The organism is Stenotrophomonas sp. STEN021, assembly GCF_056760175.1.
Map to the genome: position 1 here is coordinate 25,212 of NZ_JBRREH010000024.1, position 26,255 is coordinate 51,466.

Here is a 26,255-nt window from a genome sequence, read left to right on the forward strand (position 1 = left end):
CGGATTGAAGCCAGCAGGAATCCTAGCCGCGGAATGCAGCGAAGGAGTTAGTCTTTTGTTAATTAAAAGTTAAATTCAGGCTGAAAGCCTGATCGGGTTCACACAACGACCACAAATGGGAATAGTCGTGCTCCGTAAAAGCCGCGTCTCTTACGAACTCGCCTCTATTTAACTTAGGCGTAGGCCGGGATGCCGTACAGCACCGGATCCGCGGCTACTGGAGAGTCGTAGCTGGCCCATTCCCAGGCACTCTGGTCGGCCAGAAGGGCGCGTACCAGCTTGTTGTTCAGCGCATGGCCGGACTTGAAGCCCTCGTAGGCACCCAACACCTGCCCACCGGCCAGATACAGGTCGCCGATGGCGTCCAGGATCTTGTGGCGGACGAATTCGTCGGTATAGCGCAGGCCGTCGTCATTCAGTACGCGGAACTCGTCGAGCACGATGGCATTGTCCATCGAGCCGCCCAGGCCCAGGTTGCGCTCACGCATGTACTCAAGGTCACGCATGAAGCCGAAGGTACGGGCCCGCGAGATCTCCTTGATATAGGCGGCCGAGGAGAACTCGATCTCCACCCGTGACTGCTTGGCCGGGATCATCGGATGATCGAACTGGATGGTGAAACCCAGCTTGTAGCCCTCGTACGGCTCGAAGCGAGCAATCTTGTCACCGTCGCGCACTTCCACCGTCTTGAGGATGCGCAGGAAACGCTTGGCCGCGTCCTGCTCGACGATGCCCGCCGACTGCAGCAGGAACACGAACGGGCCGGAAGAACCGTCCATGATCGGCAACTCCGCCGAGGACAGCTCAACGATGACGTTGTCCACGCCGAGGCCGGCCAGGGCCGACATCAGGTGCTCAACGGTCTGGATCTTGGCGCCTTCACAGGTCAAACCAGTGCACAGGGTGACTTCGGTGACCAGATCGGCACGCGCCGGGACTTCCACCACCGGATCCAGATCCACTCGTCGGAACACGATGCCATGGTCAACCGGTGCCGGGCGCAGGGTCATATAGACCTTGTCACCACTGTGCAGGCCGACGCCGGTGGCGCGGATCGTGTTCTTGAGAGTGCGTTGCTGGATCATGTGTATGTAAGGCCGGAGGGGCCACGCACGCGCAGCCAGGGGGACAAACAAGAATAACACGCGTTAACACGCGCCCTTTGCAGTGCCAAATTCGGCCGTCAGCTGCCGTCCAGTACCGAAAATATCGCCGGGCCGGCCTTGGCCCGGCGATAAAGGACATGGTATTCCCGCCGGGGTGGACAGCCCCGACGTATCAGCTCTGTTTCCAGGCGCCGACCAGTCCGACCCACGGCGCCGTTGCCGGCGCACGCGATGATCGGGCCTGGATGGCCCCCGCTACCGCATCAGTCAGCCTGGCGGCGCAGGAACGCCGGGATGTCCAGGTAGTCGTTCGGCAGCTCTGCAGCAGCCGGCGACGCCGACGAGGTGGAAGCAGACACGGTGTCCGAGCTCGGACGACGCAGGCCCATGCCCATGGTGTGACCCACGGCCTTGGCCACGGCATCGGCCGGGCTCTCGTACTCGTCGAACTCGGCCTGGCCGGTGGTGGCGTTACGCACCAGCTTGATCGGGCCGCGCTCGCCCGGACGCTGGGCGTTCTTGGCAACGGCACGGTTCAGGCCGGTGGCAACCACGGTCACCTTGATCTCGTCACCCAGATCCGGATCGATCACGGTGCCGATCACCACGGTGGCGTCTTCCGAAGCGAAGGCATGCACGGTACGGCCGATTTCGTCGAACTCGCTCATGGTGATGTCGGTACCGGCGCTGATGTTGACCAGCACGCCATTGGCGCCGGCCAGGTTCACGTCGTCCAGCAGCGGGTTCTGGATCGCGGCTTCGGCAGCTGCCTGGGCGCGGTCATCACCACGTGCGGTGCCGGTGCCCATCATCGCCAGGCCCATTTCCGACATCACGGTGCGCACGTCGGCGAAGTCGACGTTGATCAGGCCCGGACGCACGATCAGATCGGCGATGCCCTGCACGGCGCCCTGCAGCACGTCATTGGCAGCACGGAAGGCCTGCACCATGGTGGCGTTGCGGCCGAGTACGGTGATCAGCTTTTCGTTCGGGATGGTGATCAGCGAATCGACGTGCTGGCTCAGCTCCTCGATGCCCTTCAGCGCCACCTGCATGCGGCGACGGCCTTCGAACGGGAACGGCTTGGTGACCACGGCCACGGTCAGGATGCCCATTTCCTTGGCCAGCTGTGCCACCACCGGTGCAGCACCGGTGCCGGTGCCGCCGCCCATGCCGGCGGTGATGAACACCATGTCCGCACCCTGCAGGGCGTCCATGATGCGCTCACGGTCTTCCAATGCGGCCTGGCGGCCGACTTCCGGGTTTGCGCCTGCGCCCAGACCCTTGGTTACGTTGGTGCCCAGCTGCAGCTGCAGCTTGGCGCCACAATTCTTGATGGCCTGCGAGTCGGTGTTGGCGGTGATGAATTCCACGCCATCCACGCTGCTGTTGACCATGTGCGCCACGGCGTTGCCGCCGCCGCCACCCACGCCAACGACCTTGATCACCGCGTTCGGTGCCATCTTTTCAATCAGTTCGAAATGCGCCATGTCCATGTCCTCTCTATTGCCGTGATTGGGTCGGGCATCCGGGAAGAATCCTTCTCCTTCTGCGCCCGCCCGCACCGGCGAGTTGTTTTAGGTGTACCGCTTCGGGTTGCCCCTGCACGGTGGTTGTTGCTTGCTTCAATGACTGCGTTACAGCACTTCGTCTTGCCTTACTGCTTGCCCTTCTGACTGCCTCACTGCCCTGCTACCGGTACCGCGCTCAGAACTCGCCGCGGAACCAATTCTTCAATTTGTTGAACATGCTGCCGGCGCGCCCGGTGGGCAGCGACGGACGCCGCGGGTGTTCGATCTGGCTGCCCATCAGCAACAGGCCAACGCCAGTTGCGTGCACCGGATTGCCGACCACTTCGCCAAGGCCGGTGACGTGCTGCGGAATGCCAACGCGTACCGGCATCTGCAGCATTTCCTCGGCCAGCTCGACCACGCCTTCCATCTTCGAGGCACCGCCGCTGAGCACCAGGCCCGCACGCACCATTTCCTCGAAGCCCGAGCGACGCAGTTCGGCCTGCACCATCTCGAAGATTTCCTCGTAACGGCCCTGCACCGCCTGCGCCAGCGAATGACGCGGCATGCGACGCGGCGGACGGTCGCCGACCGACGGAACCTGGATGCTTTCCTCGGCGGTTGCCATCTGTGCCAGCGCGCAGGCGTAGCGCACCTTGATCTGCTCCGCTTCCGGGGTCGGCGTGCGCAGCATGTGGGCGATGTCGTTGGTGACGTGGTCGCCGGCAATCGGCAGCGATGCGGTATGGCAGATCGCGCCCTGGATGAACACCGCGATGTCGGTGGTACCGGCGCCGATATCAACCATCACCACGCCGAGCTCGCGCTCGTCGGCGGTCAGCACCGCCACGCTGGAGGCCAGCGAGGACAGCACCAGATCGTCCACCTGCAGGCCGCAGCGCTGCACGCACTTGCTGACGTTTGCGGCGGCAGACTGTGCGCAAACCACCAGGTGGGCATGCACCTCCAGGCGCACGCCGGTCATGCCGACCGGATTGCGGATGCCTTCCTGCGAATCGTCCAGCACGTACTCGCGCGGGATCGCATGCAGGATCTTCTGGTCGGCCGGTATGGCCACGGCCTTGGCCGCTTCCAGCACGCGATCCAGATCGCCCCAACTCACTTCGCCTTCGCGGATCGGGGTGATGCCCTGCGAGTTGCGGCACTGCACGTGGTTACCGGAGATCGAGGCATACACCGAACGGATCTCGCAGCCGGCCATCAGCTCAGCTTCTTCGATGGCGCGCTGGATCGACTGCACGGTGGATTCGATATCCACCACCACGCCGCGCTTGAGACCGCGCGATTCGTGCGAGCCGATACCGATGACCTCGATCGGGCTGCCCGGCGAGTACTCGCCGACCAACGCCACCACCTTGGAGGTGCCGATATCCAGGCCAACGATCAGTGATTTGTCACCCTTGCGGTTCATGTCCTGTCCTGCGTCTGCTTTGTTGCCGGCGGCGGGGTTCCCCAGCTCAGCGTGAATCCATTGGTATAGCGAAGGTCGGCGCGCACGATCGGCACCTGGGTGCGGGTCAACTGCGGCAGCACGCGTACGAAGCGGCTCAAGCGTGAGCGTGCATCGTTGCGCCCAACAACCACTTCGGTGCCGTTATCCAGCGCCAGCGACCAGCTGCCGCGCGCGTCCATCGCCACTTTGCGTACGTCCACACCTGCCGGTGCGAACAGAGCGCGCGAATCGTTGTACAACTCGACCACTTCGGTGGTCATGCCATCGGGGCCATCGAGTTCGGGCAGCGGCGCGTTCTCCAGACCGTGCGGCACCGCAAACAAACGGCCTTGCTCGGACAGCAGGCGATCCTTGCCCCAACGTGCAAACGGGCGGTGCTCGACGATGCTCACTTCCAGCACATCCGGCCACTGCTTGCGGACCTGCGCGCTCTCCACCCACGGTAGCTTTTCGACCGCGGCCTGCGCGTCCTGCAGCTTCACTGCGAAGAAGCCCGAGCGCGCATATGGCAGCAAGGTCTTCTGCAGCTCTTCCGCCGGCACGCGCTTGAACTCGCCATGTACGCGTAGCTTGGCCAGCGGCCAGCGTTCGGCGCCGACCCAACCATTGACCACCGCGACCACCGGCAGCACCACCAGCGCAATGGCCAGCAACCAGGCGAGCATGCGCAGGATGGCATTCATCGTGCGCCCTCCCCTGCAGCGCGGCCGCAGGCCACCGTCGCAGCCCGCAGCGCGGTTGCGTGGGTACGGCACAGCGGCAGCGCGACAGACATCATTCGCCCTTGGCCTCCTGGAAGCCGTGGGTGACCACCTGCTGGACAACGGCACCGATGTCGCCCGCACCCATCATCAACAGCAGATCGCCGTCCTGCAGCACGTCGGGCAGCACCGAAGCCAGATCGGCGGAATGACTCACCACCACCGGCTCGCTGCGGCCACGCGCACGGATCGCACGCGCCAACGACTTGGAGTCGGCACCCGGAATCGGTGCTTCGCCGGCTGGATAGACTTCGCTCAGCACCAGCGCGTCCACTTCCGACAGCACCGCTGCAAAGGCATCGAACTGATCGCGGGTACGGCTGTAACGGTGCGGCTGGAACGCCACCACCAGACGCTTGTCCGGCCAGCCGCCACGAGCAGCGGCAAACACTGCTTCCAGCTCACGCGGGTGATGACCGTAGTCGTCGATCACGCGCACCTTGGCACCCTTGTGGGTGGTGACTTCGCCAAGGTCGTTGAAGCGACGGCCAACGCCCTCGAACTTCTCCAGCGCCGAGGCGATGTCTTCCGGTGCCACGCCCAACTGCCAAGCCACCGCAGCGGCGGCCAGTGCATTGAGCACGTTGTGCTTGCCCGGCAGTGCCAGGGTGACCGGCACGCTGGTGCCTTCCGGCAGGCGCAGGGTGAAGCGCATGCGTGGGCCATCCTGCACCACGTCCTCGGCACGCACGTCGGCATTGCTGCTCAGGCCGTAGCTCATCACGTGACGCGGGGTCTTGGCGGCCAACGCAGCCACTTCCGGATCATCGATGCACAGCACCGCCAGCCCGTAGAACGGCAGGCGCTGCAGGAACTCGGCGAACGCTGCCTGCACGCGGGCGAAGTCGTTGCCGTAGTTCTCAAGATGGTCGGCGTCGATGTTGGTGATCACCGCCACCAGCGGGTTCAACCGCAGGAAGCTGCCATCACTTTCATCGGCCTCGGCCACCAGCCACTGGCCGCCGCCGAGCTTGGCGTTGGCACCGGCCGCCAGCAGCTGGCCCCCGATCACGAAGGTCGGGTCCAGCTTGCCCTCGCTCAGGATGGCGGCGGTCAGCGAGGTGGTGGTGGTCTTGCCGTGGGTACCGGCGACGGCGATGCCGCGACGGAAGCGCATCAGCTCGGCCAACATTGCCGCACGCGGCATGATCGGAATGCGCTGGCTGCGCGCTTCCATCAGCTCGGGATTGTCGTCGCGGATGGCGCTGGAGACCACGATGCAGTCGGTGCCCAGCACGTTGGCGGCGGAGTGACCGCGCATCACGCGCGCGCCCAGCCGCGCCAGACGGCGGGTGGCGGCGTTGTCTGCATTGTCGGAACCGGAGACTTCATAGCCCAGGGTCAGCATCACTTCGGCGATGCCGCTCATGCCGGTGCCGCCGATGCCGACGAAATGCACGCGCGGGAAAGCGCGGACCAGGTCGGTGGTGTCGTTGAGGCGGCGGATCATGCCTGGCCTCCGGTGTGGCTGGCGCGGGTGCGCGGTGCCGTGTTCATGCTGCTTCCTCAAGAATGATGTCTGCGATGCGTTCGGCCGCATCGACCTTGGCCAACCCACGCGCGGCTTGCGCCATCTGCACACGGTGGCCGGGATTGTTTGCCAGCGTGCGCAGCACGCCTTCCAGGTTGGTCGCCAGCGCGTCGTCCTGCTTGAGCAGTTCGGCGGCACCGCGTTCGACCAGATATTCGGCATTGCGGGTCTGGTGGTCGTCGACCGCAGCGGCGAACGGCACCAGCACGCTGCCGATACCGACAGCACACAACTCGGCCAAGGTCGACGCGCCGGAACGGCACACCACCAGATCGGCCCAGCTGTAAGCGGCCGCCATGTCCTTGATGAACATGTCGACGCGGCCTTCCACACCAGCTGCGCGATACGCCTGCAGCGCTTCTTCGTGCAGCTTCTCGCCGCACTGGTGCCAGACCTCGATGGCGACGCTGTCACCCAGCGCGGCCAAGGCCTTGGGCATGGCGTTGTTCAGGGCGCGTGCGCCCTGGCTGCCGCCCAGCACCAGCACCCGCATCGGTCCACTGCGACCGGCCAAGCGCTGCTCCGGTGCCGGCAATGCAGCGATCTCGGCACGCACCGGATTACCGACCACCTCTTCCTTGCCACCGGCAAAGCTGCCCGGGAAACCCGACAGCACGCGGCGCGCGAAGCGCGACAGGATGCGGTTGGTCATGCCCGGCGCACGGTTCTGTTCGTGCACCAGCAACGGCAGGCCATGCAGGCGGGCGGCAATGCCACCTGGTCCGGACGCAAAACCACCAAAGGCCACCACCGCACGCGGCTTGCGATCACGCAGTACATAGCCAGCACTGCGGATCGCGCGCATCACCCGGATCGGCGCGCCCAGCAGGGCCAGCTTGCCCTTGCCGCGCAGGCCGGAGATGGCCAGCGTGTCGACGTGGATGTCGTGCTGCGGAACCAGACGCGTTTCCATCGCGCCTTCAGCACCCAGCCAGGTGACCGGGACGCCGCGCTCGCGCAGCACCTTGGCCACGGCCAGACCCGGGAAGATATGGCCGCCGGTACCGCCGGCCATGATCATCACCGGACGTTGGTCCTTGTTGGTATTCACGGAGGCCATTACGCGATCCTCCCGAAGGTCGGCTCGACACGCTGTTGCATGCGGCTGGTGCCACGTGCTGCGCTGCTCTGCACTGCCGCGGCAACCGAGGTCGCGGTATCCATGCGCGGCTCGGCCGGTGCGGCGTCGTGCGTTTCGGCAACGTCCAGTTCGACGCCATCGAGGTCCTCGCGGACTTCCTGGCGGCGCACCGCACGGTTGTATTCATAGGACACGCGCAGCAGCAGGCCCATCGCCACGCAGGTCATCATCACGCTGGAACCGCCGGAGGAAATCAGCGGCAGGGTCAGGCCCTTGGTCGGCAGCATGCCCAGGTTCACGCCGATCGAGACGAAGGTCTGCAGGCTGATCCACAGCGCAATGCCGAAGGCGATGTAACCAGCAAAGTGGCGACGCATTTCAATGCAGCGCAGGCCCAGCCAGAACGCACGGCCGACCAACAGCACGTACAGGCTGATGATGCCGCAGACGCCAAGGAAGCCCAGCTCCTCGGCGATCACCGAGAAGATGAAGTCGGTATGCGACTCGGGCAGGTAGTTGAGCTTCTGGATCGATGCGCCCAGACCCACGCCAGTCCACTCGCCACGGCCGATCGCCATCAGCGCGTTGGACAGCTGGTAGCCCGAACCCAACTGATCCTGCCACGGGTCCATGAACGAGGTGACGCGGCGCATGCGGTAGGGCTCGAAGATCACCAACGCGATCAGGCCCGGCAAAAGCAGCAGCACCGGCAGGATGATGCGCTTGATCTGCGCGCCGCCCAGCACCAGCATGCAGGTGGTGATACCCAGCAGCAGCATCGAGGAACCAAAGTCGGGCTGCAGCAGCAGCAATACCACCAGCACGCCAACCACGCCGACTGGCTTGAGCATGGCCTGCCAGGTGGCATTGACCTCGTCACGGAAGCGCACGAGATAGCTGGACAACCAGACGATGTACAGCACCTTGACCGCTTCCACGGTCTGGAACTTGGAGATACCAAGGTTGATCCAGCGCTGCGCGCCATTGACGCTGCTGCCCAGGCCCGGCACGAACACCACGATCAGCAGGGCAAAGCAGCCCAGCAACAGCAGTTGGTTGTACTTCTCGATTTCCTTCAACTCCACCCGCATCGCCACCGCAGCGAGGATCACACCGATGGCGATGAAGATCAGGTGGCGGGTCAGGTAATAGAACGGACTCTGCGTCAGCGCGATGGAGCTGGAAGCCACCATCACGATCCCGATCGAAGCCAGCGCCACGGCGGCGCCGAGCAGCCACTTGTCGTAGCTGCCACCAATGGCTTCAAGTCGGGTTGCCTGACGCGAGTAGTCGTCCATCAGCGCACCTTTAGCGTTGCCAGGCCGATCAACACCAGTACCACCGAGATGATCCAGAAACGCACGATCACGCGCGGCTCAGGCCAGCCCTTCAGCTCGAAGTGGTGGTGGATCGGCGCCATACGGAACACGCGCTTGCCGGTGAGCTTGAACGACGCCACCTGGATCATCACCGACAGCGTTTCGATCACGAACACACCGCCCATGATCACCAGCACCAGTTCCTGGCGCACGATCACCGCGATGGTGCCGAGCACCGCGCCCAGCGCCAGCGCGCCGACGTCGCCCATGAACACCATGGCCGGATAGGTGTTGAACCAGAGGAAGCCAAGGCCCGCGCCGGCAATCGCCGCGCAGATGATGACCAGTTCACCGGCACCGGGAATCTGCGGAATCTGCAGGTAACTGGAGAACACCGCATTGCCCGAGGCATAGGCGAACACGCCCAGCGCACAGGCCACCAGCACCGTCGGCATGATCGCCAGACCATCCAGACCATCGGTCAGGTTGACCGCATTGGAGAAGCCGACGATCCAGAAGTAGGCAATCGCGACGAAGCTGATGCCTGCCAGCGGCAAGGCGATCGACTTGAACATCGGGATGTAGAAGGTCAGCTCAGCCGGCACCACCGCGGTCTTGTACAGGAAGATGCCTGCGGCAAGGCCAAAGATCGACTGCAGCGCGTACTTCCAGCGCGACTTCAGGCCGTTCGGGTCGCGCTTGGCGATCTTCAACCAGTCGTCGTACCAGCCGATCGCACCGAAGCACAGCATCACCACCAGCACCAGCCACACATAACGGTTGCGCAGGTCACCCCATAGCAGCACCGAGACCAACACCGTGGTCAGGATCAAGCCGCCACCCATGGTCGGCGTGCCGGCCTTGGAGAAATGCGACTGCGGGCCGTCCTTGCGGATCGGCTGACCGCCCTTGAGCTGGGCCAGGCGACGGATCGCCATCGGGCCCAACCACAACGACAGCGACAATGCCGTCAGGGCGGCGAGGATGCCGCGGAAGGTGATGTAGTTGAACAACCGGAACAGGCCGTCCAACTGCTGCAGCCAACGGGCCAATTCAAGCAACATGTGTAGTGTCCTCGCCGCGCTTCAACAGCGCAGTCACGATCTTGTCCATGGCGCTGCCGCGCGAGCCCTTGACCAGGCAACGCACACCAGCATGAAGTTCGGTTTCCAGTGCGGCAGCCAGCGCGGCGTGGGAGTCGAAGTGACGCCCGCCTTCGCCGAATGCCGCCGATGCCGCTGCGCTCAGCGGCCCCAGCGAATACAGACGCTTCAGCCCGGCTTCGCGGGCACGCTGGCCGGCCTGCGCATGCAATGCCTGCGCGTCCGGGCCCAGCTCACGCATATCGCCCAGCACCAGCCAGCCTTCGCCCTTGCCCGCAGCCAGCGCGGTGATCGCCGCTGCCAGTGAGCCCGGGTTGGCGTTGTAGCTGTCATCGATCAGCACCGCGCCGCTGTCCAACACATGGGCGACCTGGCGACCAGCGACCGGGCGCGCCTGCGCCAGGCCTTCGACCACCAGCGACAAGGCAATCCCGGCGGCCAACGCCATCGAGGCGGCGGCCAATGCATTGAGTACGTTGTGCCGACCCGGCAGCTGCAGCACCACCTCGGCATCGCCTTGCGGCGTACGCAGCCGGAAGCGGGAACCCGCCTCGTCCAGCACGATGCCGGTTGCGGTGACGTCGGCGCTGACGTCCAGACCGAAGCGGATCACCTGATGGTCACCAGCACGCGCAGCGAAGTACGGCGAGAACGCGTCGTCGGCGTTGACCACCGCAACACCGCCATCGCGCAGGTCGTCGTAGACGGCTGCCTTGGTGTTGGCGATCTCCAGCAGGCTGCCCATGCGCTCCAGGTGTGCTGGCGCGACATTGTTGACGATGGACACGTCCGGTGCGGCGATGGCAGTCAGGTAGGCGATATCGCCCGGCTTGCCGGTACCCATCTCGTAGATGGCGAAGTCGGCATCTTCCGGCGCGTCGATCACCGCCAGCGGCAGGCCGATCTCGTTGTTGCGGTTACCCGGCGTGGCATACACATGCTGGCCCAGTACCGCAGCAGCGTGCTGCATCACCGCCAGCAGCAGGTTCTTCACGCTGGTCTTGCCGTTGCTGCCGGTGATGGCGAACACACGGGTAGCGCGCTGCTGCTGCATTGCTGCTGCAATCTTCGCCAGCGCCAGCTCGGTGTTGGCAACCACGATCTGCGGCACCTCCAGCGGCAACAGGCGATCGACCAACAGGGCGCTGGCGCCCTGCTCGACCGCGTTGGCGGCAAAGTCATGGCCATCGAAACGCTCACCGCGCAGGGCGACATACAGACTGCCCGCTGCCAGCGTGCGCGTGTCATTGCTGACCGCAACGATGCTGGCGTCGTCGCCGTGGATTTCGCCACCGGCCCAATGGGCAATCAGCGACAGCGGCGTGCGCTTCATGGACGCACCTCCGCAGCAGCGGAACGACGCGCCTGCAGCGCACGCGATGCCACATCGGTGTCATCGAAAGGATGTTTGATACCTGCAATCTCCTGGTAGGGCTCATGGCCCTTGCCGGCGATCAACACGATGTCGCCAGCCCCTGCCTGTGCGACCGCGGCGTCGATGGCGCGGGCGCGATCGCGCACCACGTTCACCTGCGCAGGCGTCACAAACCCGGCCATGATGTCGGCGACGATCACGTCACCATTCTCGCCGCGTGGATTGTCGTCAGTGACGAACACCACGTCGGCCAATTCCTCGGCAATCGCCGCCATCTGGGGGCGCTTGCCGGTGTCGCGCTCGCCACCGCAACCAAACACGCACAGCAGGCGGCCATCCAGATGGCCGTGCAGGCTGCGCAGCGCCTGTTCCAGCGCATCGGGAGTGTGTGCGTAATCGATGACCACGGTCGGCTCGCCCTGACCACCGAGGCGGTTCATGCGGCCGCGGATCGGCTGCAGCTGGCCCAGCACCTCGGCGATGCATGCGCTGGTTTCGCCCAGACCATGCAGCGCACCGGCCACGGCCAGCAGATTGTCGACGTTGAAGCGCCCCAGCAGCGGCGAGCGCAGCGCATGACGTTCATCACCAATGACCAGATCGAAACCCAGGCCCTGCCCGTCCAGCACCAGCTTCTCGGCGCGGATGGTGGCGCCCGCCTGGCCGGTCGAGCTCAGCCCGATCGCCTGCACGTCGGCTGCCAGCGTGGTGATCAGTTCACGGCCGAAGGCGTCGTCCAGATTGATCGCCGCTGCCTTCAGGCCCGGACGATGGAACAGCTTGGCCTTGGCCGCGCCGTAAGCTTCCATGTCGCCGTGGTAATCGAGGTGATCACGCGTGAGATTGGTGAACACCGCCACGTCGTAATGCACGGCATCGACGCGGCCCTGATCCAGGGCGTGCGAGCTGACTTCCATCGCCACTGCCTTGGCACCGCCATCGCGCAGCTGGGCCAGCACTTCATGCATCTGCAGCACCAGCGGCGTGGTGAAACCCGTCGGCACCACATCGCCGTACAGGCCAACACCCAAGGTGCCGATCGAGCCGCTGGGCGTGCCCAGCAGATGCCAGGCCTGGCCGAGCAGCTGCACGGTCGAGGTCTTGCCGTTGGTGCCGGTGACGCCAACCATGGTCATCGCCCGCGAGGGCTGCCCGTGGAACTGGTCGGCCATCGCGCCCATGCGCGTACGCAGACCGGGCACGGCGATGGCATCGGCCGGTGCTGGCAGTTCGGCCGGTGCCGGCGGATCAAACAGGATCGCGGCCGCGCCGGCAGCCTTGGCCTGCTCGACAAAGCCCAGCCCATGCGCGCCAAAGCCGGCGATTGCGACGAACGCATCACCGGTGCGCACATGCCGTGAATCCAGAACCAGGCCGCCGATCTGCGGGTCCTGCGGCAGGACCAGATCGGGCAGCAGTTGTGACAACTTCATTGTGTGGCTCACTGGCGCACCTCCGTGGCGGCAGGCGTCGGAGCGACGGCCGTCGGCAGTGCGGCATCAAATTCGGCAGAGGCGTTCGGCGCCTCGTCCGGGTCCTGCGGGATCGGCAGCGGCGCAGCACTGCTGCCCGGCTTGCCACCCACCTTGCCTGCGGCCTGCGCGGCCAGCCACGACTGGATGTCGTCCGGCGGCACATCCATCAAGCGCAGCGTGCCTTCCATCACGTGGTGGAACACCGGTGCGGAGACCAGACCGCCGTACTGCAGCGAGCCTTGTGGGTCGTTGACCACGATCACCGCGGCGTAGCGCGGCGCGGTTGCCGGCACGACACCGGCGAACAGCAGGTTGTAATGGCCACGCTCGTAGCCATTGGGGCCGTTCTTGCGCGCGGTGCCGGTCTTGCCGGCCACGTGGTAACCAAGGATCGCCGCCTGCTTGGCGCCGCCATTGGTGACCACGGTTTCCATCATCCGCACGACTTCGCGTGCCACTTCCGGGTCGATGACCTGGCGTGCTTCGTTGCGCTGGCCCTTGATGAAGGTCGGCTGGATTACCTGCCCACCATTGGCCAGCGCCGAGTACGCCTGCGCGATCTGCAGCGGCGTCACCGACAGGCCGTAGCCGTAGGACATGGTGGTCTTGGTGGTGCCATACCAGCTCGGGCTGCCCGGGCGCGCGACCACACCCGACGATTCGCCGGGGAAGCCACTGTTCGGGGCAACGCCGTAGCCGAAGCCACGCACCGAGTCGTAGAAGGTCTGGTCCGGGATGCGCGCCACGATCTTGGCCGCACCGATGTTCGAGCTGCGGGTGATCACGCCGGTGACATTGAGCACGCCATTGTTACGCGGCACGTCACGGATGGTGTAACGGCCCAGCGACATGTAACCCGGATTGGTGTCGATGATCGTGTCCGGCGTCACCACGTGGTTCTGCAACGCGGTGGCAATGGTCAGCGGCTTCATCGTCGAGCCGGGCTCGACCAGATCGGTAACCGCGCGGTTGCGGCGCGTGTCCGGGGTCGCACCACTGACCGAATTCGGGTTGTAGGTCGGCAGGTTGGCCATGGCCATCACTTCGCCGGTGGCCACGTCCATGATCACGATGGAACCACCAGCAGCCTTGTTGGTGGTGACCGCATTGCGCAGCTCGCGCATCGCCAGGAACTGGATGCGGCGGTCGATGCTCAGGGTCAGGTCCTTGCCAGGCTCGGCAGGACGCACCAGATCGATGCTCTCGACGATCGCGCCCTTGCGGTCGCGGATGACCCGCTTGGCGCCCGGCTTGCCGCGCAGCCATTCGTCGAAGGCAAGCTCCAGGCCTTCCTGGCCGAGATCATCGATGTTGGTGAAGCCGAGCACGTGTGCCATCGCCTCACCCTGCGGGTAGTAGCGACGGAACTCGCGCTGCGAGAACACACCCGGAATCTTCAGCGCGACCACCTGCTCGGCCACATCCGGATTGATCCGGCGGCGCAGGTACATGAATTCCTTGTCGGCCTTCTGGGTCAGCTTGGTGGTCAGTTCATCCACCGGCAGCGACAGCGCGCGCGCCAGCTCGGGAATACGCTCGGGCGTGCGCAGCAGCTCCTGCGGATTGACCCAGATCGAGGCCACCGGCGTGGACACCGCCACCGGCTCGCCATTGCGATCGGTGATCATGCCGCGCGAGGTCGGGATCGGCACATCGCGCAGGAAGCGGGCTTCGCCTTCGCGCTGGTAGAAATCGTTGTTGATCAGCTGCACATACGCGGCACGGCCGACCAGCGTCACCGCACACAGACCCAGCCCCACGCCAACCATCAGCATGCGGTTGCGCAGGTTGAACTGCGTGCGGGTACGGTTGCGGCTGGGCTTGTTCATGGCCGGATCACCACGATGTCAGCGGCCTCGGGGAACTTCATGCCGAGGCGACCACGGGCTTCCTGGTCCACGCGCGTGGCCTGGGCCAGGGTTGCCTGTTCCAGCTGCAGGCGGCCGAACTCGATGTTGATCTCGTCGCGGGCATGCTCCAGCTTGGACAGCTCCACGAACAGCTGGCGGTGGCGATGGCGCATGAACACCACGCCGATTGCCGAGGCAATCGTGCACGCCAGCAGGACGATCAACAGCAGGCGGCTCATCCGGCCACCTCGCACTTCTGGGCCACACGCAGCACCGCGCTGCGCGAGCGCGGGTTCATCGCCAGCTCGTCGTCATCGGCCTTGATGGCGCCACCGATCAGTTCCAGCGTCGGCACGAAGGCCTGCAGTTCCGGCAGCCGACGATTGGTCGGCGGCGCCTTGGCATGGCGGTTCATGAACTGCTTGACGATGCGGTCTTCCAGTGAGTGGAAGCTGATCACCGCCAGGCGGCCACCGGGCTTGAGCCGCGCCATCGCCGCGTCCAGACCGGCTTCAAGGTCGGCCAGTTCGCGGTTGATGTGGATGCGGATGGCCTGGAAGCTGCGGGTGGCCGGATGGATCTTGTCCTTGCCACGCGGCATCACCGAGGCGATCAGCTCGGCCAGCTCAGCGGTACGCGTGAACGGCTGCTTCTCGCGCCGGGCAACGATGGCGCGGGCGATGCGGCGGCTCTGGCGTTCATCGCCATAGGTGAACAGCACGTCGGCGATTTCGCGGTCTTCGGCGCGGTTCAACCAATCTGCAGCGCTCTCACCCGAGTCCGGGTCCATGCGCATGTCCAGCGGACCGTCCTTGCCGAAGCTGAAACCACGCTCGGCCACGTCCAGCTGCGGCGAGGACACACCGAGATCGAACAGAACGCCATCCAGACCGGCAGCGGTTTCGCTCCAGTCCAGCAGATCGGCAAAGCTGCCGCGATAGATCGAGACACGGCCGTCCGGCGCGAAGTCGCGCTCGGCCACGGCAATGGCCTCGGGGTCCTTGTCCATGACCAGCAGGCGCCCGTCCGCGCCAAGCTGGCGCAGCACGCCACCAGCGTGACCGCCGCGACCGAACGTGCCATCCAGATAAGTACCGTTTTCGATCACCCTCAGGCCCTCAAGGACCTGGGTGTACAGCACCGGCAGGTGAGCCGCCGGCGGCTGCGACACCGGAGGGTGACCGGCCTGCGCTTCACCGCGCACCCGGGCACCCCGGCTCACAACTTGAGATCGAGAAGCCCATCGCCCAGATCCTCGTCAGACAACGTCTGCTGGATCAGTGCGCGATGCGCTTGCTCGCTCCACAATTCGAACTTGTCACCCATGCCCATCAGCACTGCTTTCTTCTCGATGCCCACCGCACTGCGGTGACTGGACGGCAGGCTGATACGGCCATTGCCATCCAGTTCCAGATGGGCGGCCGAGCCGACAAGTTTCTGCTGCAGGGTGCGCACTACACGCTGGGTATTGGGCTTTGCCATTACGTCGTCCCGCACCCGCTCCCACTCCTGCTCTGAGTACAACCACAAGCAACCGGCTTCGAAGGGGTTGTAGGTCAGCACAAGGCGATTACCGCTGGCACGCGCAACCAGGTCGCGATAGGCGGTTGGCACCGCCATGCGTCCCTTGTCGTCAACCGTGATGGCAGTCTCACCCTGGAACACGCCTGTGGCACCCGTTCGTTGGTTTTGCTTGGGAAGTTATTGAACCACGAAAAACCACAAAAAACCCGGTTTCCCCTCTGATGCCCACCTTAGCAGCGGCCCTAGGGTTGTCAACAACTTTTCGCGCACAAAATCACGTGCCGCATCAATGGTTTGCACCAATGTTTAGAGAGTTGTTCAAGGTTTATCCACAAGTTACTGGTTTACTTCAAATTTTGAGATTTGTATGAAATTCAGTGGTGTAGAGGCAGCGTGAAAACGGGGCCGCAGCCCAGCCGCCATTCAGCCGCACTTGGCTGACACCCGCGCAAAACGGCACACTCCGTGCATGTGCCTTGTCGCTCTCGCCTGGAAAACCCACCCGCACTGGCGCCTGCTCATGGCCGGCAACCGTGACGAGTTCCACGCCCGCCCCACCGCGCCACTGCAGCGCTGGTCATCGCCCTACGACAACGTGATCGCCGGCCGCGATCTGCGCTCCGGCGGCAGCTGGATGGGCGTGAATGTGTACGGCCAAGCCGCCGTGGTCACCAATGTGCGTGACCCGAGCGCAGCCATCGGCGGGCCTTCGCGCGGTGAACTGATCGCCAGCTACCTGGCCGGCGGACAGCCGGCCACGGACTATGCCGACACTCTGGCCAGCCGGGCGCCGGCGTTCGCACCGTTCAATCTATTGGTTGCCGACGCCGAGAGCTGCAGCTATCTGGGCAACCACCCGCAGGTCCGACAGGATCTGGCGCCCGGCGTGCACGGCATGTCCAACGGCGCACTGGATGCCCCCTGGCCCAAGACCCGCCGCCTGATGGGCGTGCTTGAGGATTGGTTGGCCGCCGGTAGTGACGGTCTGGAGCCGCTCTGGGCGGCGCTGGCCAATGAGCAGCAGGCAGCGGACGCGGCGCTGCCCGCCACCGGAATTTCGCGGGAATGGGAGCGACAGCTCTCCAGCGCTTTCATTCGCGGGACCGACTACGGCACCCGCGCCAGCACAATCGTGGCGATCGGCCAGGATGGTGGTGGCTTCATCCACGAACGCCGGTTTGGCCCGGATGGCGTGTATCTGGGGGAGGTGCGCATGGAGATTGGGAAAGAAGGCTTTGGCTCCTAGTTCCCTCCCATTCGCCGCAGGCGAAGGGGAGGGCTGGGGAGGGGTGTTTTTGATCTTGCTTTGGCTGTGGGTCAAATCCAACGCAAGATCAAAAGCCCCCCATCCGCCCTCCGGGCACCTTCCCCCGCAGGCGGGAGAAGGGAAAGAGGACAGCTAGGCAGAAGCAGGAACCAAAGCCGAAGCCGAAGCCGAAGCAGCAGCCACAGCCACAGCAAAAGCCGAGCCAGCGCGCAGCAAAAGCCACAGCCGCACCCTCCCCTCCACGATGCGCAGCGAGCCAAGCAAAAAATCCGAAGAGCAACAGCCCCCTTTAGTAAAGGGGGCGCGCCGACAGGCGCAGGGAATTGGAAGGCTAAAGGCCAGGGGCCCAAAATTTTGCCTTGCAAAACTTTGGGGCTTTTTCTGCCCAGCGGGCAGAAAAAGCGGCGGAGTCGGCCGATAAGCCGGGTTTTGTCGTGGACAGTCATTCCTCTAGGCGCTACGTCACCGTAACGCTCAAGCAACCTACCCGGACCCGACGCGGGCCACGCCATTAGGTCCCTATTTGGTCTTGCTCCAGGTGGGGTTTGCCGTACCGGTCTGTTACCAGACTCGCGGTGCGCTCTTACCGCACCATTTCACCCTTACCACGCACCCGAAGGCCGTTCGGCGGTATCTTTCTGTTGCACTTTCCGTCGGCTCGCGCCGCCCAGGCGTTACCTGGCACCTTGCCCTGTGGAGCCCGGACTTTCCTCGGCATTCCCGAAGGAATGACGCGACTGTCTGGCCGACTCCGCCGCGCGTATTGTCGCACGTCCAGCACCACACCGGCCGATCATTTCATTCAGCTGCAAGCATCCGGTAACGCAGCGGTCGCACGCCGTCATGCGTGAATGACAGCAACCAGCCTTCATGCAGGATGTCGATCTGCTGGAAGTCCGCGTGCGCACCACTACCCAGCAACTGCCGTGACAGTTCATCCAGCGCCGCCAGCGCCCAGCTACGCAGCACTGCAGGATCGGCATCTTCGACGAAAGCCACTGCCGGCAACGGCCAGTTGTCGTACAGCAACAACACATTGCGCGATTGCCGGGCATAGCCCGGCTTGTGCAGGACCTGACGTTTCTTCTCCACCGCCCAGCGCATCACCTCCACCCACCAGCGCTCAGGCTCATCGCCTGCCCACGGACTGCCTTCATAGGTATCGGCCAACAACTGCCGCAACAATGGGCTATCCCATTCGGCCCGCGCCTCCTCGGTGCGATGCTGCGGCACCGGCCGCACCCAGCCGGAGTTGATGCCGTTCAACTTGGCCTGCACCTGTTTGAAGGCCTCAGGCACCACTTCCATGCATTCCACGCCGATCCGCGTATCGCCGGCATCCAGCATGAAGTCCGGGCTCTCGCGCTTGCTCACCCGCAGCGGATAAACCAGCTCCGACGCCCAGGCGGTCAACCAGCGCACCATCATCCAGCGCTCGCGCTGGGTCTTGATCTCGCCGCCAGTGCCACCCGCCAGCGGGTGCTCGCGCAGGTCCAGTTGCTGGCGCAGGCTGGCAGCATCGGCCGCCGCCCACATCGCCTCAGTCGTTGCTGCCCTGTCCATACAAAGCCTTGCGCGACGCGCCGCTCAGTTCGGCCGCCAGCTTGGCAGCAGTGGAAGGCGGCAGGTGCTCGTTCAATTTGGCGTACAGACGTCGGCCTTCGGCGATCTTGGCTTCTTCATCGTCGCCGGCGCCCTGCACCATCACCACGAACTCGCCCTTGCGCTGGTTGTCGTCGGCCAGCACCTTGGCCAGCAGTTGCTCCAGGCTGCCATCGAGCACGGTTTCGAACAGCTTGGTCAATTCGCGCGCCACCACCGCCGGACGTTCACCACCAAAGGCCGCCGCCATATCAGCCAGCGATTCGGCGATGCGGTGCGAGGATTCATAGAACACCAAAGTGCCGGTCTCGGCCGCCAGCTTGTTCAGGCGCTCGCGCCGGGCTGCGCCCTTGGCCGGCAGGAAGCCTTCGAATACAAAGCGATCACTGGGCAATCCGGCCACACTCAAGGCGGCAATTGCCGCGCAGGCGCCTGGGACTGGACTGACCTTGACCCCGGCTGCTCGCGCCGCGCGCACCAGACGGAAGCCAGGGTCGCTGACCAGCGGCGTACCCGCATCGCTGACCACCGCCAGCGACTCACCGCCCAGCAACCGCGCCACAACGCGCTCGGCCATCGCCTCTTCGTTGTGGTCGTGCAGCGCCACCAAGGGTTTGCTGATGCCAAAATGCGATAGCAGCTGACCGGTATGACGGGTGTCTTCCGCGCAGATGGCGGCCACCGAACGCAGCACCTCCTGTGCACGCGGGCTCAGATCGCCAAGGTTGCCGATCGGCGTGGCAACGACATACAAGGTGGCAGCAGCAGTACTCATCATCGGTATTTCCGTGGGCCAAGGGTAGAATCGTACCGTTTCCCCCGCCCGGCACTGCCGCGCCCTGTCGAACGGACCTCAAATGAACAAGCCAGCCGCACGGATTTCCGCCCTGTCATTGTCGATGCTGCTGTTCGTCGGCTGCGCCACCACCAGCGTAGCGCCGACCAGCTCCCCCGCCCAGCAGGCCGCTATCGCCCTGCTTGAACAAGGCAAACCGCGCGACGCGGCACAGCAGCTGGAAGCCCAGGCCGCACTGGTACGCGGCGCCGCCAAGAGCCCCTTGCTGGCCGATGCCGCCTTTGCCTGGCAGGAAGCCGGTGACAGCGCGCGTGCGCGCATGCTGATGGCACAGGTGCAACCACGCCAGCTGTCCGGCGCCACCCGCCAGCGCTTCAACCTGCTGCAGGCCGAATTGGCGTTGGGCGACAAGCAGCCGGCGACCGTGCTGCAGGTATTGACCGAAAATCCGGCGGCGCTGCCAGCGCCATTGCAGGCACGCTGGTACCTGGCCCGCGCGCAGGCGCTGGAAGCCACCGGCGACGCCTTTGCAGCAGCCGCCGAGCGCGCCCGCGCCGGCGCCCTGCTCAGCGGCACGGCACGCAATGACAACCAACGCGCCATCACCCGCCTGTTGGCCGGCCTGAACGACACCACCCTCAGCAGCCGTGCCGCCGCGCTGCCGGTCGGTGATCCGCTCTACAACCACGCAGGCCGCGCTCTGATCGGCCGCGGCCTGCCGCTGCCGCGTCCATTCGACCGCGATACCACCTCACAGCTGGATACCAGCAAGCGTCCTGCCGCCGATGCCGACGGCTACCGCCCACCAGTGAAGATGGCAGTGCTGTTGCCGCTCAGCGGCAACCTCGCAGCCGCCGGTGCCTCGGTTCGTGATGGCCTGCTGGCCGGCTACTACGGCGAAAGCCGTCGCCGCCCGGCCATCGACTTCATTGACACCAAGGGCACCGCCAGCGGTGCCGGCGCGGCCTACGACAAGGCGGTCGGCAACGGCGTCGACTTCATTGTCGGCCCGCTCGGCCGCGACGAAGTCGACGCGCTGTTCCACCGCAGCGAACTGCCGGTACCGCTGCTTGCCCTGAATCGCGGCAAGGACGCACCGCCGCCGGGCAGCGCGGCTTTCTCGCTGGCACCGGAAGACGACGGCCTGATGGCCGCCGAGTACCTGCTCGGTCGCGAGCGCCGCAACGTACTGGTGATCGCCAGCAGCGACGACGCCGGCCGTCGTTCCAGCGGTGCCTTCAAGGAACGCTTCAGCGAACGCGGCGGCAAGATCGCAGCGACCATCAATGTCGGCGAAGTTCCTGCAGATATCACCGCGCAGCTGCGTCAGGCAACCGGAATCGACGCGATCCTGCTCGCGGTCAAGGGCAACCAGGCGCGCGTACTGGCGCCGCAGCTGGCCTTGGCCGGCTTGGGCGGCGTCAGCCGTGTCGGCACCTCGCAGTTGACCGCAGGCACCGGCAAGGCCGAAGACGATGTCGCCCTGGATGGCATCGCCTTCCCGACCGATGCCTGGAGCAGCCGTGGTGTTGCCGGCCTGCCAGCCGCGGCAGCAGTTGCCACCACGTTGCCGACCGCACGCGGCGGCGCCGGCCGCCTGTTTGCCTTCGGCTATGACGCCTGGAAAATCACCGCTTACATGGAGAAGCTGGCCAACAGCACCAGCGGCGGCCTCAGCGGTGCCACCGGCACCCTGCACCTGGACGGTTTCGGCAATGTGCTGCGCACGCCGGCCTGGTCCACCTTCAGTACTGGCCGCCCGGTCGCCATCGGTGATGGTCGCTGAGAAGAACGAACGCGGTGCAGCGGTGGAAGCCGCTGCCCGTGTCCTGCTTGAAAAGGCCGGGCTGCAGTGGCGGGCCAGCAACGTGCGCTTTCGCGGTGGTGAGCTGGACCTGGTGATGTACGACCGCGATGCAGCCAGCCTGGTCTTTGTCGAAGTGCGTTACCGCCGCTCGGCCCAATTTGGCGGCGGCGCTGCCTCCATCGATATCAACAAGCGCCGCAAGCTGGTCCGCGCCGCCCAGCTCTACCTGAGCCAACACCCCACGCTGGCCAACCACCCCTGCCGCTTCGATGTGGTCGAAGCCAGCGGCGAACCGCCACGCCTGACCTGGATACGCGACGCGTTCCGCGCCGACGACTGCTGATGCCAAGCATATTCACCCATGCCGCGATCCCACTCGCACTGTGGTGCGCCAGCGAGCGCGGACGCGTTTCCGCGCGTCTGCTGGGTGCGGGCGTTGCTGCGGCAATGCTGCCCGATGCGGACGTACTGGCCTTCGCCCTGCATATCCCCTACGCCGATAGTTTTGGCCATCGCGGTGCCAGCCACTCATTGCTGTTCGCCACGCTGCTGGCAGCCCTGGCAATCGCCTTTGCCAAGGCACTGCGTGCGAGCCGCCTGCAGGCGTTTGCATTCGTCTTCATCTGCGCGCTGTCGCACCCTTTGCTGGACGCCCTGACCTCCGGCGGCCTCGGCGTCGCGCTGTGGTGGCCATGGAGCGATCAGCGTCTGTTCGCACCGTGGCGGCCCATCCGCGTATCCCCCTTCGCCAACAACTTCTTCAGCGCGCGCGGCCTGCAGACCGTACTGTCCGAACTGCGTTGGATATGGCTGCCTTTGCTGGTGGCCGTGATCGGCTGGAAGATGGTTCAATCGCCGCAGGGTTGGCGCCACCGCGCCGACGACTGAGCCACCCGGGGGAAACCATGCGCCACCGCCTGCTGCAGTCTTCAAGACTGCTGCTGTCCTGCTGCCTGTTGCTGCTGTCCATCCCTTCCTTCGCCGCTGCCATCCCTGCCGCCGGCGAGTTCCCGCCTTCGATCGCACTCGGAAAGAACCTGCCGGGCGAACTGGTCGACCTGCAACAACGTCGCGGCAAGGTGGTCATCATGACCTTCTGGGCGAGCTGGTGTGGCCCCTGCATGCGCGAACTACCCGTGCTGGCCCACCTGCAGAGCGTGGTTGGCAAGGACGCGCTGGAGGTCATCGCGGTGAACTGGGACGAACCGCGCGCGCAGGTGGTGGACTTTGCCCGCCGCAACCGGAAGCTCGACCTGGAATACGTACTCGACAGCAAGGGCAAGGCTGCCGAGGCCTATGGGGTGAAGGCCATCCCCCTGATGTTCGTGCTGGACCAGGATGGCCGCATCAGCGCCGTCCATCGCGGCTATTCGGAAGAGTCGTTGCCGGAGATCCTGGAGCAGGTACTGGCCCTGCTGCCCGAACATGTACGCACGCGGCCAGCGCAGAACATCAAGACCGGCAGCAGCGGATGACACGGCCTAGAATGGGCCGGTGAACACACCTCTTTCCGACGCTTTCAAGCACACCCTCTCACAACTGCTGGGCGACGGCTGGCGCACCGACGCCAGCTCACTCGCAGCCCATGCGCAGGACAACTCCTGGCGACACGCCTTGCCACAAGGTGTGGCCCTGCCAAGCACACGCGAACAGGTTCAAGCCATCGTCCGCGCCTGCCGTGAACACGGCGTGCCCCTGGTCGGTCGCGGCACAGGCACCGGCACCACCGGCGCTGCGGTACCCACGGCTGGCGGCATTGTGCTGTCGTTCGCGCGCATGAACCGCATCGTTGCGATACAACCCGGCGATCGCTGCGCGGTGGTCGAACCCGGCGTACTCAACGGCGATCTGCAACAGGCACTGATGCCGCACGGCCTGTTCTGGCCGCCGGATCCTTCCAGTGCGGATATCTGCAGCATCGGCGGCAACCTGGCCTGCAATGCTGGCGGCCCGCGCGCGGTGAAGTACGGCACCAGCCGCGACAACGTACTTGGCCTGGTCGCGATCACCGGCACCGGTGAGTTGATCCAGTGCGGTGGCCCTTACACCAAGGATTCCACCGGCTACGACCTCACCCATCTGCTGGTTGGCAGCGAAGGCACACTGGCGCTGATCGTCGAGGCAACACTCAAGCTGACCCCGCGCCCGCGCAGCCAGGCTGGCCTGCGCGTGCTGTACCGCGATGCCGAAGCGGCTGCCGCTGCCGTATCGCGGGTGATGGCACAACCGGTAACGCCGACCACGCTGGAATTCATGGACGCCCGCAGCCTGCAGCTGCTGCGTCACAACGGTGCGCAGGTGCCCGAAGCCGGCGCGATGTTGCTGATCGATGCAGACGGTGATGAAGACACCCTGCCCTACCTGTTGAATGCCTTGGCCGAGGCGGCTGAAGGCGACGGCATGCTGGCGCTGGATGTGGCCACCGATGGCAGTGCGCGCGACAAGCTGTGGGCGGCACGCCGCGCGTTGTCGCCAGCACTGAAAACCATCGCACCAGGCAAGATCAATGAAGACGTAGTGGTGCCGGTATCGCAGATCCCGGCGCTGGTGGAAGGCGTGCAACAGCTATCGGCGCAGGCGCGGTTGCCGATCGTGACCTTCGGCCATGCCGGCAACGGCAACCTGCACGTCAACATCCTCTATCACCCGGATGATGCAGACGAGAACGTGCGCGCGCATGCGGCCCTGCCCAAGGTATTTGCATTGGCGCTGCAGCTGGGCGGCACCTTGTCGGGTGAGCATGGCATTGGCCTGGCCAAGCGCGATTTCATGGCGCAGGCGTTTTCGGCAGGAACCTTGGCGACGATGCGCGCGATAAAGCTGGCGCTGGATCCGGACGGCATCCTCAATCCGGGCAAGGTATTGCCGGAGGCGTAGGATTGAGCGGCCGGGCTTTTGTGGGAGCGGCGTGAGCCGCGAAGTCACTGCAGTTCCAGGTCGCAGTTTCGTCGAACTCTGAGAAATCTTCAGCTTCGCGGCTTACGCCGCTCCCACAACCCACACCACCGCCAGCTCAGGCGATCGCTTCGGCATAGCGGCAGGACAGCAGTGCCTTGATCAGGAAATCGACCTGGCTGGTTTCGCGGGCGTCCACCCACATCACCGGCAGGCGGTGGCCTTCGCCGGCCAAGGCGTTGCGGAATTCGCTGAAACTGAAATCAGGCTCGCGGTCCTGGCAGGTCACGCCCACGGCAAAGCAGGCATCCGGTGCCAACGCACGGAAACGCTCCAGCAGTGTCAACGTACTTGGCAGCGCGCGCGGGTTGAGTGCGCTCACAAGTACGATCACGCCAATTGCGCCTTCCGCCACGATCGGCCACATGAAATCCAGGTAGGCCTGGCCCGGCACGCCATAGACGTGCAGCAACTCACCATCACCCAGTTCAATGGAGCTGTAATCCAGCGCCACCGTCGTATGCGATTTATCCTCGAATGCTTCCAGCGCCGCTTCGTCGCTGATCGGCATTTCCGTGCTGATCGGTTCCATGTCCGAGATCGACCGGATCGCAGTCGTTTTACCCGCACCCATTTCACCGACAAAAACCAACTTGGTTGCCATAGCCGTCAGACCTGAAGCCCCTTGGAAAAATTGAGCCCGAATCGCTTGGCGATACGTGTGAAGAAACCGGACACCTTGTTGCCCGAACCCTGCACGGGTACAGCCTCGGCGCCACTGCCATCAAGCAGCCCGGTACAGGCCGCCGCGGCCATGATACGGGCAATATCATCCAGCGACGTGCCGGTCGCTTGCGCCAGTTCACCCGGTTGCCAAGGCCGTAGCATCATCGCCGCCATCGGCAGCAGCCATTGCACCGGCAGTTTACCGGTCTCGACCTCGGGCCAGCCGCGCAGCTGACAGGGGCTTGCGCTCTCCCGTTGCAGCAGCGGCTCCGGCGACAGCGCTGCCGCCTGCCAGCAGAAATCCTCGAATGCATGGGTGCTGACCGCGTCGGCCATGCATTCATCCACCGACTCGGCGCTGCCCAGCTGCGACAGGGTCCAACCCGGCTCGGCGGCGGCCTTGAGAAAATTTTCGTAGGGCAGATCGCGCAGCAGGGTTACCCGCGTATGCGTGGCATCGATCAGCAGCTTGACCAGGCCCATGTGCAGAAGACAGGGTTTGCCCCTGCTGCCACTCAAACTGCGGAACAGCGTGCGCGGCTTGAAACGCTCGCCACTGTCATCAGACGCCAACAGCAGCTGTCGCAACTGCTGGAAAATGTCGCGGACGCTGGCGCCATAGGCCACGCCCGGAATAGTCAGACCCGACAGCATCTTGCGCGTGACCGCCAACACCGGCAAACCCTGCTGGTTGGCCTCGCGCAGCAACTGCTGGCCATTGCTGTCATCGATGCAGGCCACCAGCAGATCCACAGGTTGGTGATTCCACTCCTGCACCTCGGCCTGGATGTACTCGGCCATCAGCAACGAGCTGGCAACCTTCAGCCGCATCATGTGCAGGACATCCAAACCCTGGCAGCCGATCACGGCGGCAGAGATTTTGCGGGCGGGTGCACTCATGGTGTCGATCAAGTCTGTGAGTCGAAGCTCTATCGGCGTGGGGGGGGGGGGGGGGGGGGGGGGGGGGGGGGGGGGGGGGGGGGGGGGGGGGGGGGAGGGGGGGGGGGGGGGGCGGCGCGGGGAGGGGGCGGCGGAGGGGGGGGGGGGGCGGG

Annotated in this window: 24 protein-coding genes and 1 other RNA gene; 6 read left to right on the forward strand and 19 right to left on the reverse strand. The window is 65.0% G+C overall.

Going from position 1 to position 26,255, the window contains the following annotated elements; genetic code table 11:
* Positions 1 to 173 precede the first annotated feature (173 nt).
* The 14 genes from lpxC to mraZ form a co-directional block, all read right to left on the reverse strand.
* Positions 174 to 1,085: a UDP-3-O-acyl-N-acetylglucosamine deacetylase gene (lpxC, locus tag ACVOL0_RS07305; protein WP_481509759.1), complete on the reverse strand. Its 912-nt coding sequence runs from the start codon at positions 1,083 to 1,085 to the stop codon at positions 174 to 176.
* Between the two features lie 284 nt (positions 1,086 to 1,369).
* The gene (ftsZ, locus tag ACVOL0_RS07310; RefSeq protein WP_282266376.1) at positions 1,370 to 2,596 is read right to left on the reverse strand and encodes a cell division protein FtsZ; all 1,227 of its coding nucleotides are present in this window, start codon (positions 2,594 to 2,596) and stop codon (positions 1,370 to 1,372) included.
* A 217-nt stretch (positions 2,597 to 2,813) separates the two neighbouring features.
* Positions 2,814 to 4,049 carry a cell division protein FtsA gene (gene ftsA / locus ACVOL0_RS07315; protein ID WP_303748900.1) on the reverse strand — a complete coding sequence of 412 codons (1,236 nt, stop codon included), beginning with the start codon at positions 4,047 to 4,049 and terminating at the stop codon, positions 2,814 to 2,816.
* Positions 4,046 to 4,774, reverse strand: coding sequence for a cell division protein FtsQ/DivIB (locus tag ACVOL0_RS07320; protein WP_481509760.1), 729 nt, complete (start codon positions 4,772 to 4,774; stop codon positions 4,046 to 4,048). The genes ftsA and ACVOL0_RS07320 overlap by 4 nt, the downstream gene beginning before the upstream one ends.
* Before the next feature lie 91 nt (positions 4,775 to 4,865).
* The gene (gene murC, locus ACVOL0_RS07325) at positions 4,866 to 6,302 is read right to left on the reverse strand and encodes a UDP-N-acetylmuramate--L-alanine ligase (protein ID WP_481509761.1); all 1,437 of its coding nucleotides are present in this window, start codon (positions 6,300 to 6,302) and stop codon (positions 4,866 to 4,868) included.
* Positions 6,303 to 6,345: 43 nt separating this feature from the next.
* Entirely contained in the window at positions 6,346 to 7,443 is a 1,098-nt protein-coding gene (murG, locus tag ACVOL0_RS07330; RefSeq protein WP_481509762.1) for an undecaprenyldiphospho-muramoylpentapeptide beta-N-acetylglucosaminyltransferase, read from the reverse strand.
* Complete coding sequence (gene ftsW, locus ACVOL0_RS07335; RefSeq protein WP_481509763.1) at positions 7,443 to 8,762, reverse strand: putative lipid II flippase FtsW; 1,320 nt, start codon at positions 8,760 to 8,762, stop codon at positions 7,443 to 7,445. The genes murG and ftsW overlap by 1 nt, the downstream gene beginning before the upstream one ends.
* The gene (gene mraY, locus ACVOL0_RS07340; protein WP_057627465.1) at positions 8,762 to 9,847 is read right to left on the reverse strand and encodes a phospho-N-acetylmuramoyl-pentapeptide-transferase; all 1,086 of its coding nucleotides are present in this window, start codon (positions 9,845 to 9,847) and stop codon (positions 8,762 to 8,764) included. Before mraY ends, ftsW begins: the two co-directional genes overlap by 1 nt.
* Positions 9,837 to 11,219 carry a UDP-N-acetylmuramoyl-tripeptide--D-alanyl-D-alanine ligase gene (locus tag ACVOL0_RS07345; protein WP_481509764.1) on the reverse strand — a complete coding sequence of 461 codons (1,383 nt, stop codon included), beginning with the start codon at positions 11,217 to 11,219 and terminating at the stop codon, positions 9,837 to 9,839. The genes mraY and ACVOL0_RS07345 overlap by 11 nt, the downstream gene beginning before the upstream one ends.
* The gene (locus ACVOL0_RS07350; RefSeq protein ID WP_481509765.1) at positions 11,216 to 12,694 is read right to left on the reverse strand and encodes a UDP-N-acetylmuramoyl-L-alanyl-D-glutamate--2,6-diaminopimelate ligase; all 1,479 of its coding nucleotides are present in this window, start codon (positions 12,692 to 12,694) and stop codon (positions 11,216 to 11,218) included. Before ACVOL0_RS07350 ends, ACVOL0_RS07345 begins: the two co-directional genes overlap by 4 nt.
* 8 nt (positions 12,695 to 12,702) lie before the next feature.
* Positions 12,703 to 14,565 (reverse strand): peptidoglycan D,D-transpeptidase FtsI family protein, encoded by a 1,863-nt coding sequence (locus tag ACVOL0_RS07355; RefSeq protein WP_481509766.1) that lies wholly within the window; start codon positions 14,563 to 14,565, stop codon positions 12,703 to 12,705.
* Positions 14,562 to 14,825, reverse strand: coding sequence for a cell division protein FtsL (gene ftsL / locus ACVOL0_RS07360; protein WP_282266357.1), 264 nt, complete (start codon positions 14,823 to 14,825; stop codon positions 14,562 to 14,564). Before ftsL ends, ACVOL0_RS07355 begins: the two co-directional genes overlap by 4 nt.
* Positions 14,822 to 15,790: a 16S rRNA (cytosine(1402)-N(4))-methyltransferase RsmH gene (gene rsmH / locus ACVOL0_RS07365; protein ID WP_481509775.1), complete on the reverse strand. Its 969-nt coding sequence runs from the start codon at positions 15,788 to 15,790 to the stop codon at positions 14,822 to 14,824. The genes ftsL and rsmH overlap by 4 nt, the downstream gene beginning before the upstream one ends.
* A gap of 14 nt (positions 15,791 to 15,804) precedes the next feature.
* Positions 15,805 to 16,251 (reverse strand): division/cell wall cluster transcriptional repressor MraZ, encoded by a 447-nt coding sequence (gene mraZ / locus ACVOL0_RS07370; RefSeq protein ID WP_282266355.1) that lies wholly within the window; start codon positions 16,249 to 16,251, stop codon positions 15,805 to 15,807.
* Between the two features lie 328 nt (positions 16,252 to 16,579).
* Between mraZ and ACVOL0_RS07375 the strand changes: the two genes are divergently transcribed.
* Positions 16,580 to 17,356, forward strand: coding sequence for an NRDE family protein (locus ACVOL0_RS07375; RefSeq protein ID WP_481509767.1), 777 nt, complete (start codon positions 16,580 to 16,582; stop codon positions 17,354 to 17,356).
* Between the two features lie 423 nt (positions 17,357 to 17,779).
* Here the strand turns inward: ACVOL0_RS07375 and rnpB are convergent.
* From rnpB to rsmI, 3 genes are all read right to left on the reverse strand, one after another.
* Positions 17,780 to 18,130, reverse strand: an RNA gene (gene rnpB, locus ACVOL0_RS07380) — RNase P RNA component class A.
* Between the two features lie 45 nt (positions 18,131 to 18,175).
* The gene (locus tag ACVOL0_RS07385; RefSeq protein ID WP_481509768.1) at positions 18,176 to 18,940 is read right to left on the reverse strand and encodes a hypothetical protein; all 765 of its coding nucleotides are present in this window, start codon (positions 18,938 to 18,940) and stop codon (positions 18,176 to 18,178) included.
* Positions 18,918 to 19,754 carry a 16S rRNA (cytidine(1402)-2'-O)-methyltransferase gene (gene rsmI / locus ACVOL0_RS07390; RefSeq protein WP_481509769.1) on the reverse strand — a complete coding sequence of 279 codons (837 nt, stop codon included), beginning with the start codon at positions 19,752 to 19,754 and terminating at the stop codon, positions 18,918 to 18,920. The genes ACVOL0_RS07385 and rsmI overlap by 23 nt, the downstream gene beginning before the upstream one ends.
* A gap of 82 nt (positions 19,755 to 19,836) precedes the next feature.
* On the opposite strand from rsmI, the gene ACVOL0_RS07395 reads away from it, so the two are divergent.
* Genes ACVOL0_RS07395 through ACVOL0_RS07415 form a run of 5 tightly spaced genes read left to right on the forward strand, consistent with a single transcriptional unit; the run spans position 19,837 to position 24,459 of the window.
* Positions 19,837 to 21,561, forward strand: a complete 1,725-nt coding sequence (locus tag ACVOL0_RS07395; RefSeq protein WP_481509770.1) for a penicillin-binding protein activator — start codon at positions 19,837 to 19,839, stop codon at positions 21,559 to 21,561.
* On the forward strand, positions 21,551 to 21,925 hold the full coding sequence (locus tag ACVOL0_RS07400) for a YraN family protein (RefSeq protein WP_481509771.1): 375 nt from the start codon (positions 21,551 to 21,553) through the stop codon (positions 21,923 to 21,925). The genes ACVOL0_RS07395 and ACVOL0_RS07400 overlap by 11 nt, the downstream gene beginning before the upstream one ends.
* Positions 21,925 to 22,470, forward strand: a complete 546-nt coding sequence (locus ACVOL0_RS07405; RefSeq protein WP_481509772.1) for a metal-dependent hydrolase — start codon at positions 21,925 to 21,927, stop codon at positions 22,468 to 22,470. The genes ACVOL0_RS07400 and ACVOL0_RS07405 overlap by 1 nt, the downstream gene beginning before the upstream one ends.
* Positions 22,471 to 22,487: 17 nt before the next feature.
* A complete protein-coding gene (locus ACVOL0_RS07410; protein ID WP_481509773.1) occupies positions 22,488 to 23,057 on the forward strand; it encodes a TlpA family protein disulfide reductase in 570 nt (189 codons plus the stop codon).
* Between the two features lie 19 nt (positions 23,058 to 23,076).
* On the forward strand, positions 23,077 to 24,459 hold the full coding sequence (locus ACVOL0_RS07415; RefSeq protein ID WP_481509774.1) for an FAD-binding oxidoreductase: 1,383 nt from the start codon (positions 23,077 to 23,079) through the stop codon (positions 24,457 to 24,459).
* A 136-nt stretch (positions 24,460 to 24,595) separates the two neighbouring features.
* On the opposite strand, the gene ACVOL0_RS07420 is transcribed toward ACVOL0_RS07415, so the two are convergent.
* Both ACVOL0_RS07420 and ACVOL0_RS07425 read right to left on the reverse strand, forming a co-directional pair.
* A complete protein-coding gene (locus ACVOL0_RS07420; protein ID WP_481510971.1) occupies positions 24,596 to 25,150 on the reverse strand; it encodes a GTP-binding protein in 555 nt (184 codons plus the stop codon).
* Positions 25,147 to 26,103 (reverse strand): hypothetical protein, encoded by a 957-nt coding sequence (locus ACVOL0_RS07425; RefSeq protein WP_481510970.1) that lies wholly within the window; start codon positions 26,101 to 26,103, stop codon positions 25,147 to 25,149. Before ACVOL0_RS07425 ends, ACVOL0_RS07420 begins: the two co-directional genes overlap by 4 nt.
* Between the last annotated feature and the right edge of the window lie 152 nt (positions 26,104 to 26,255).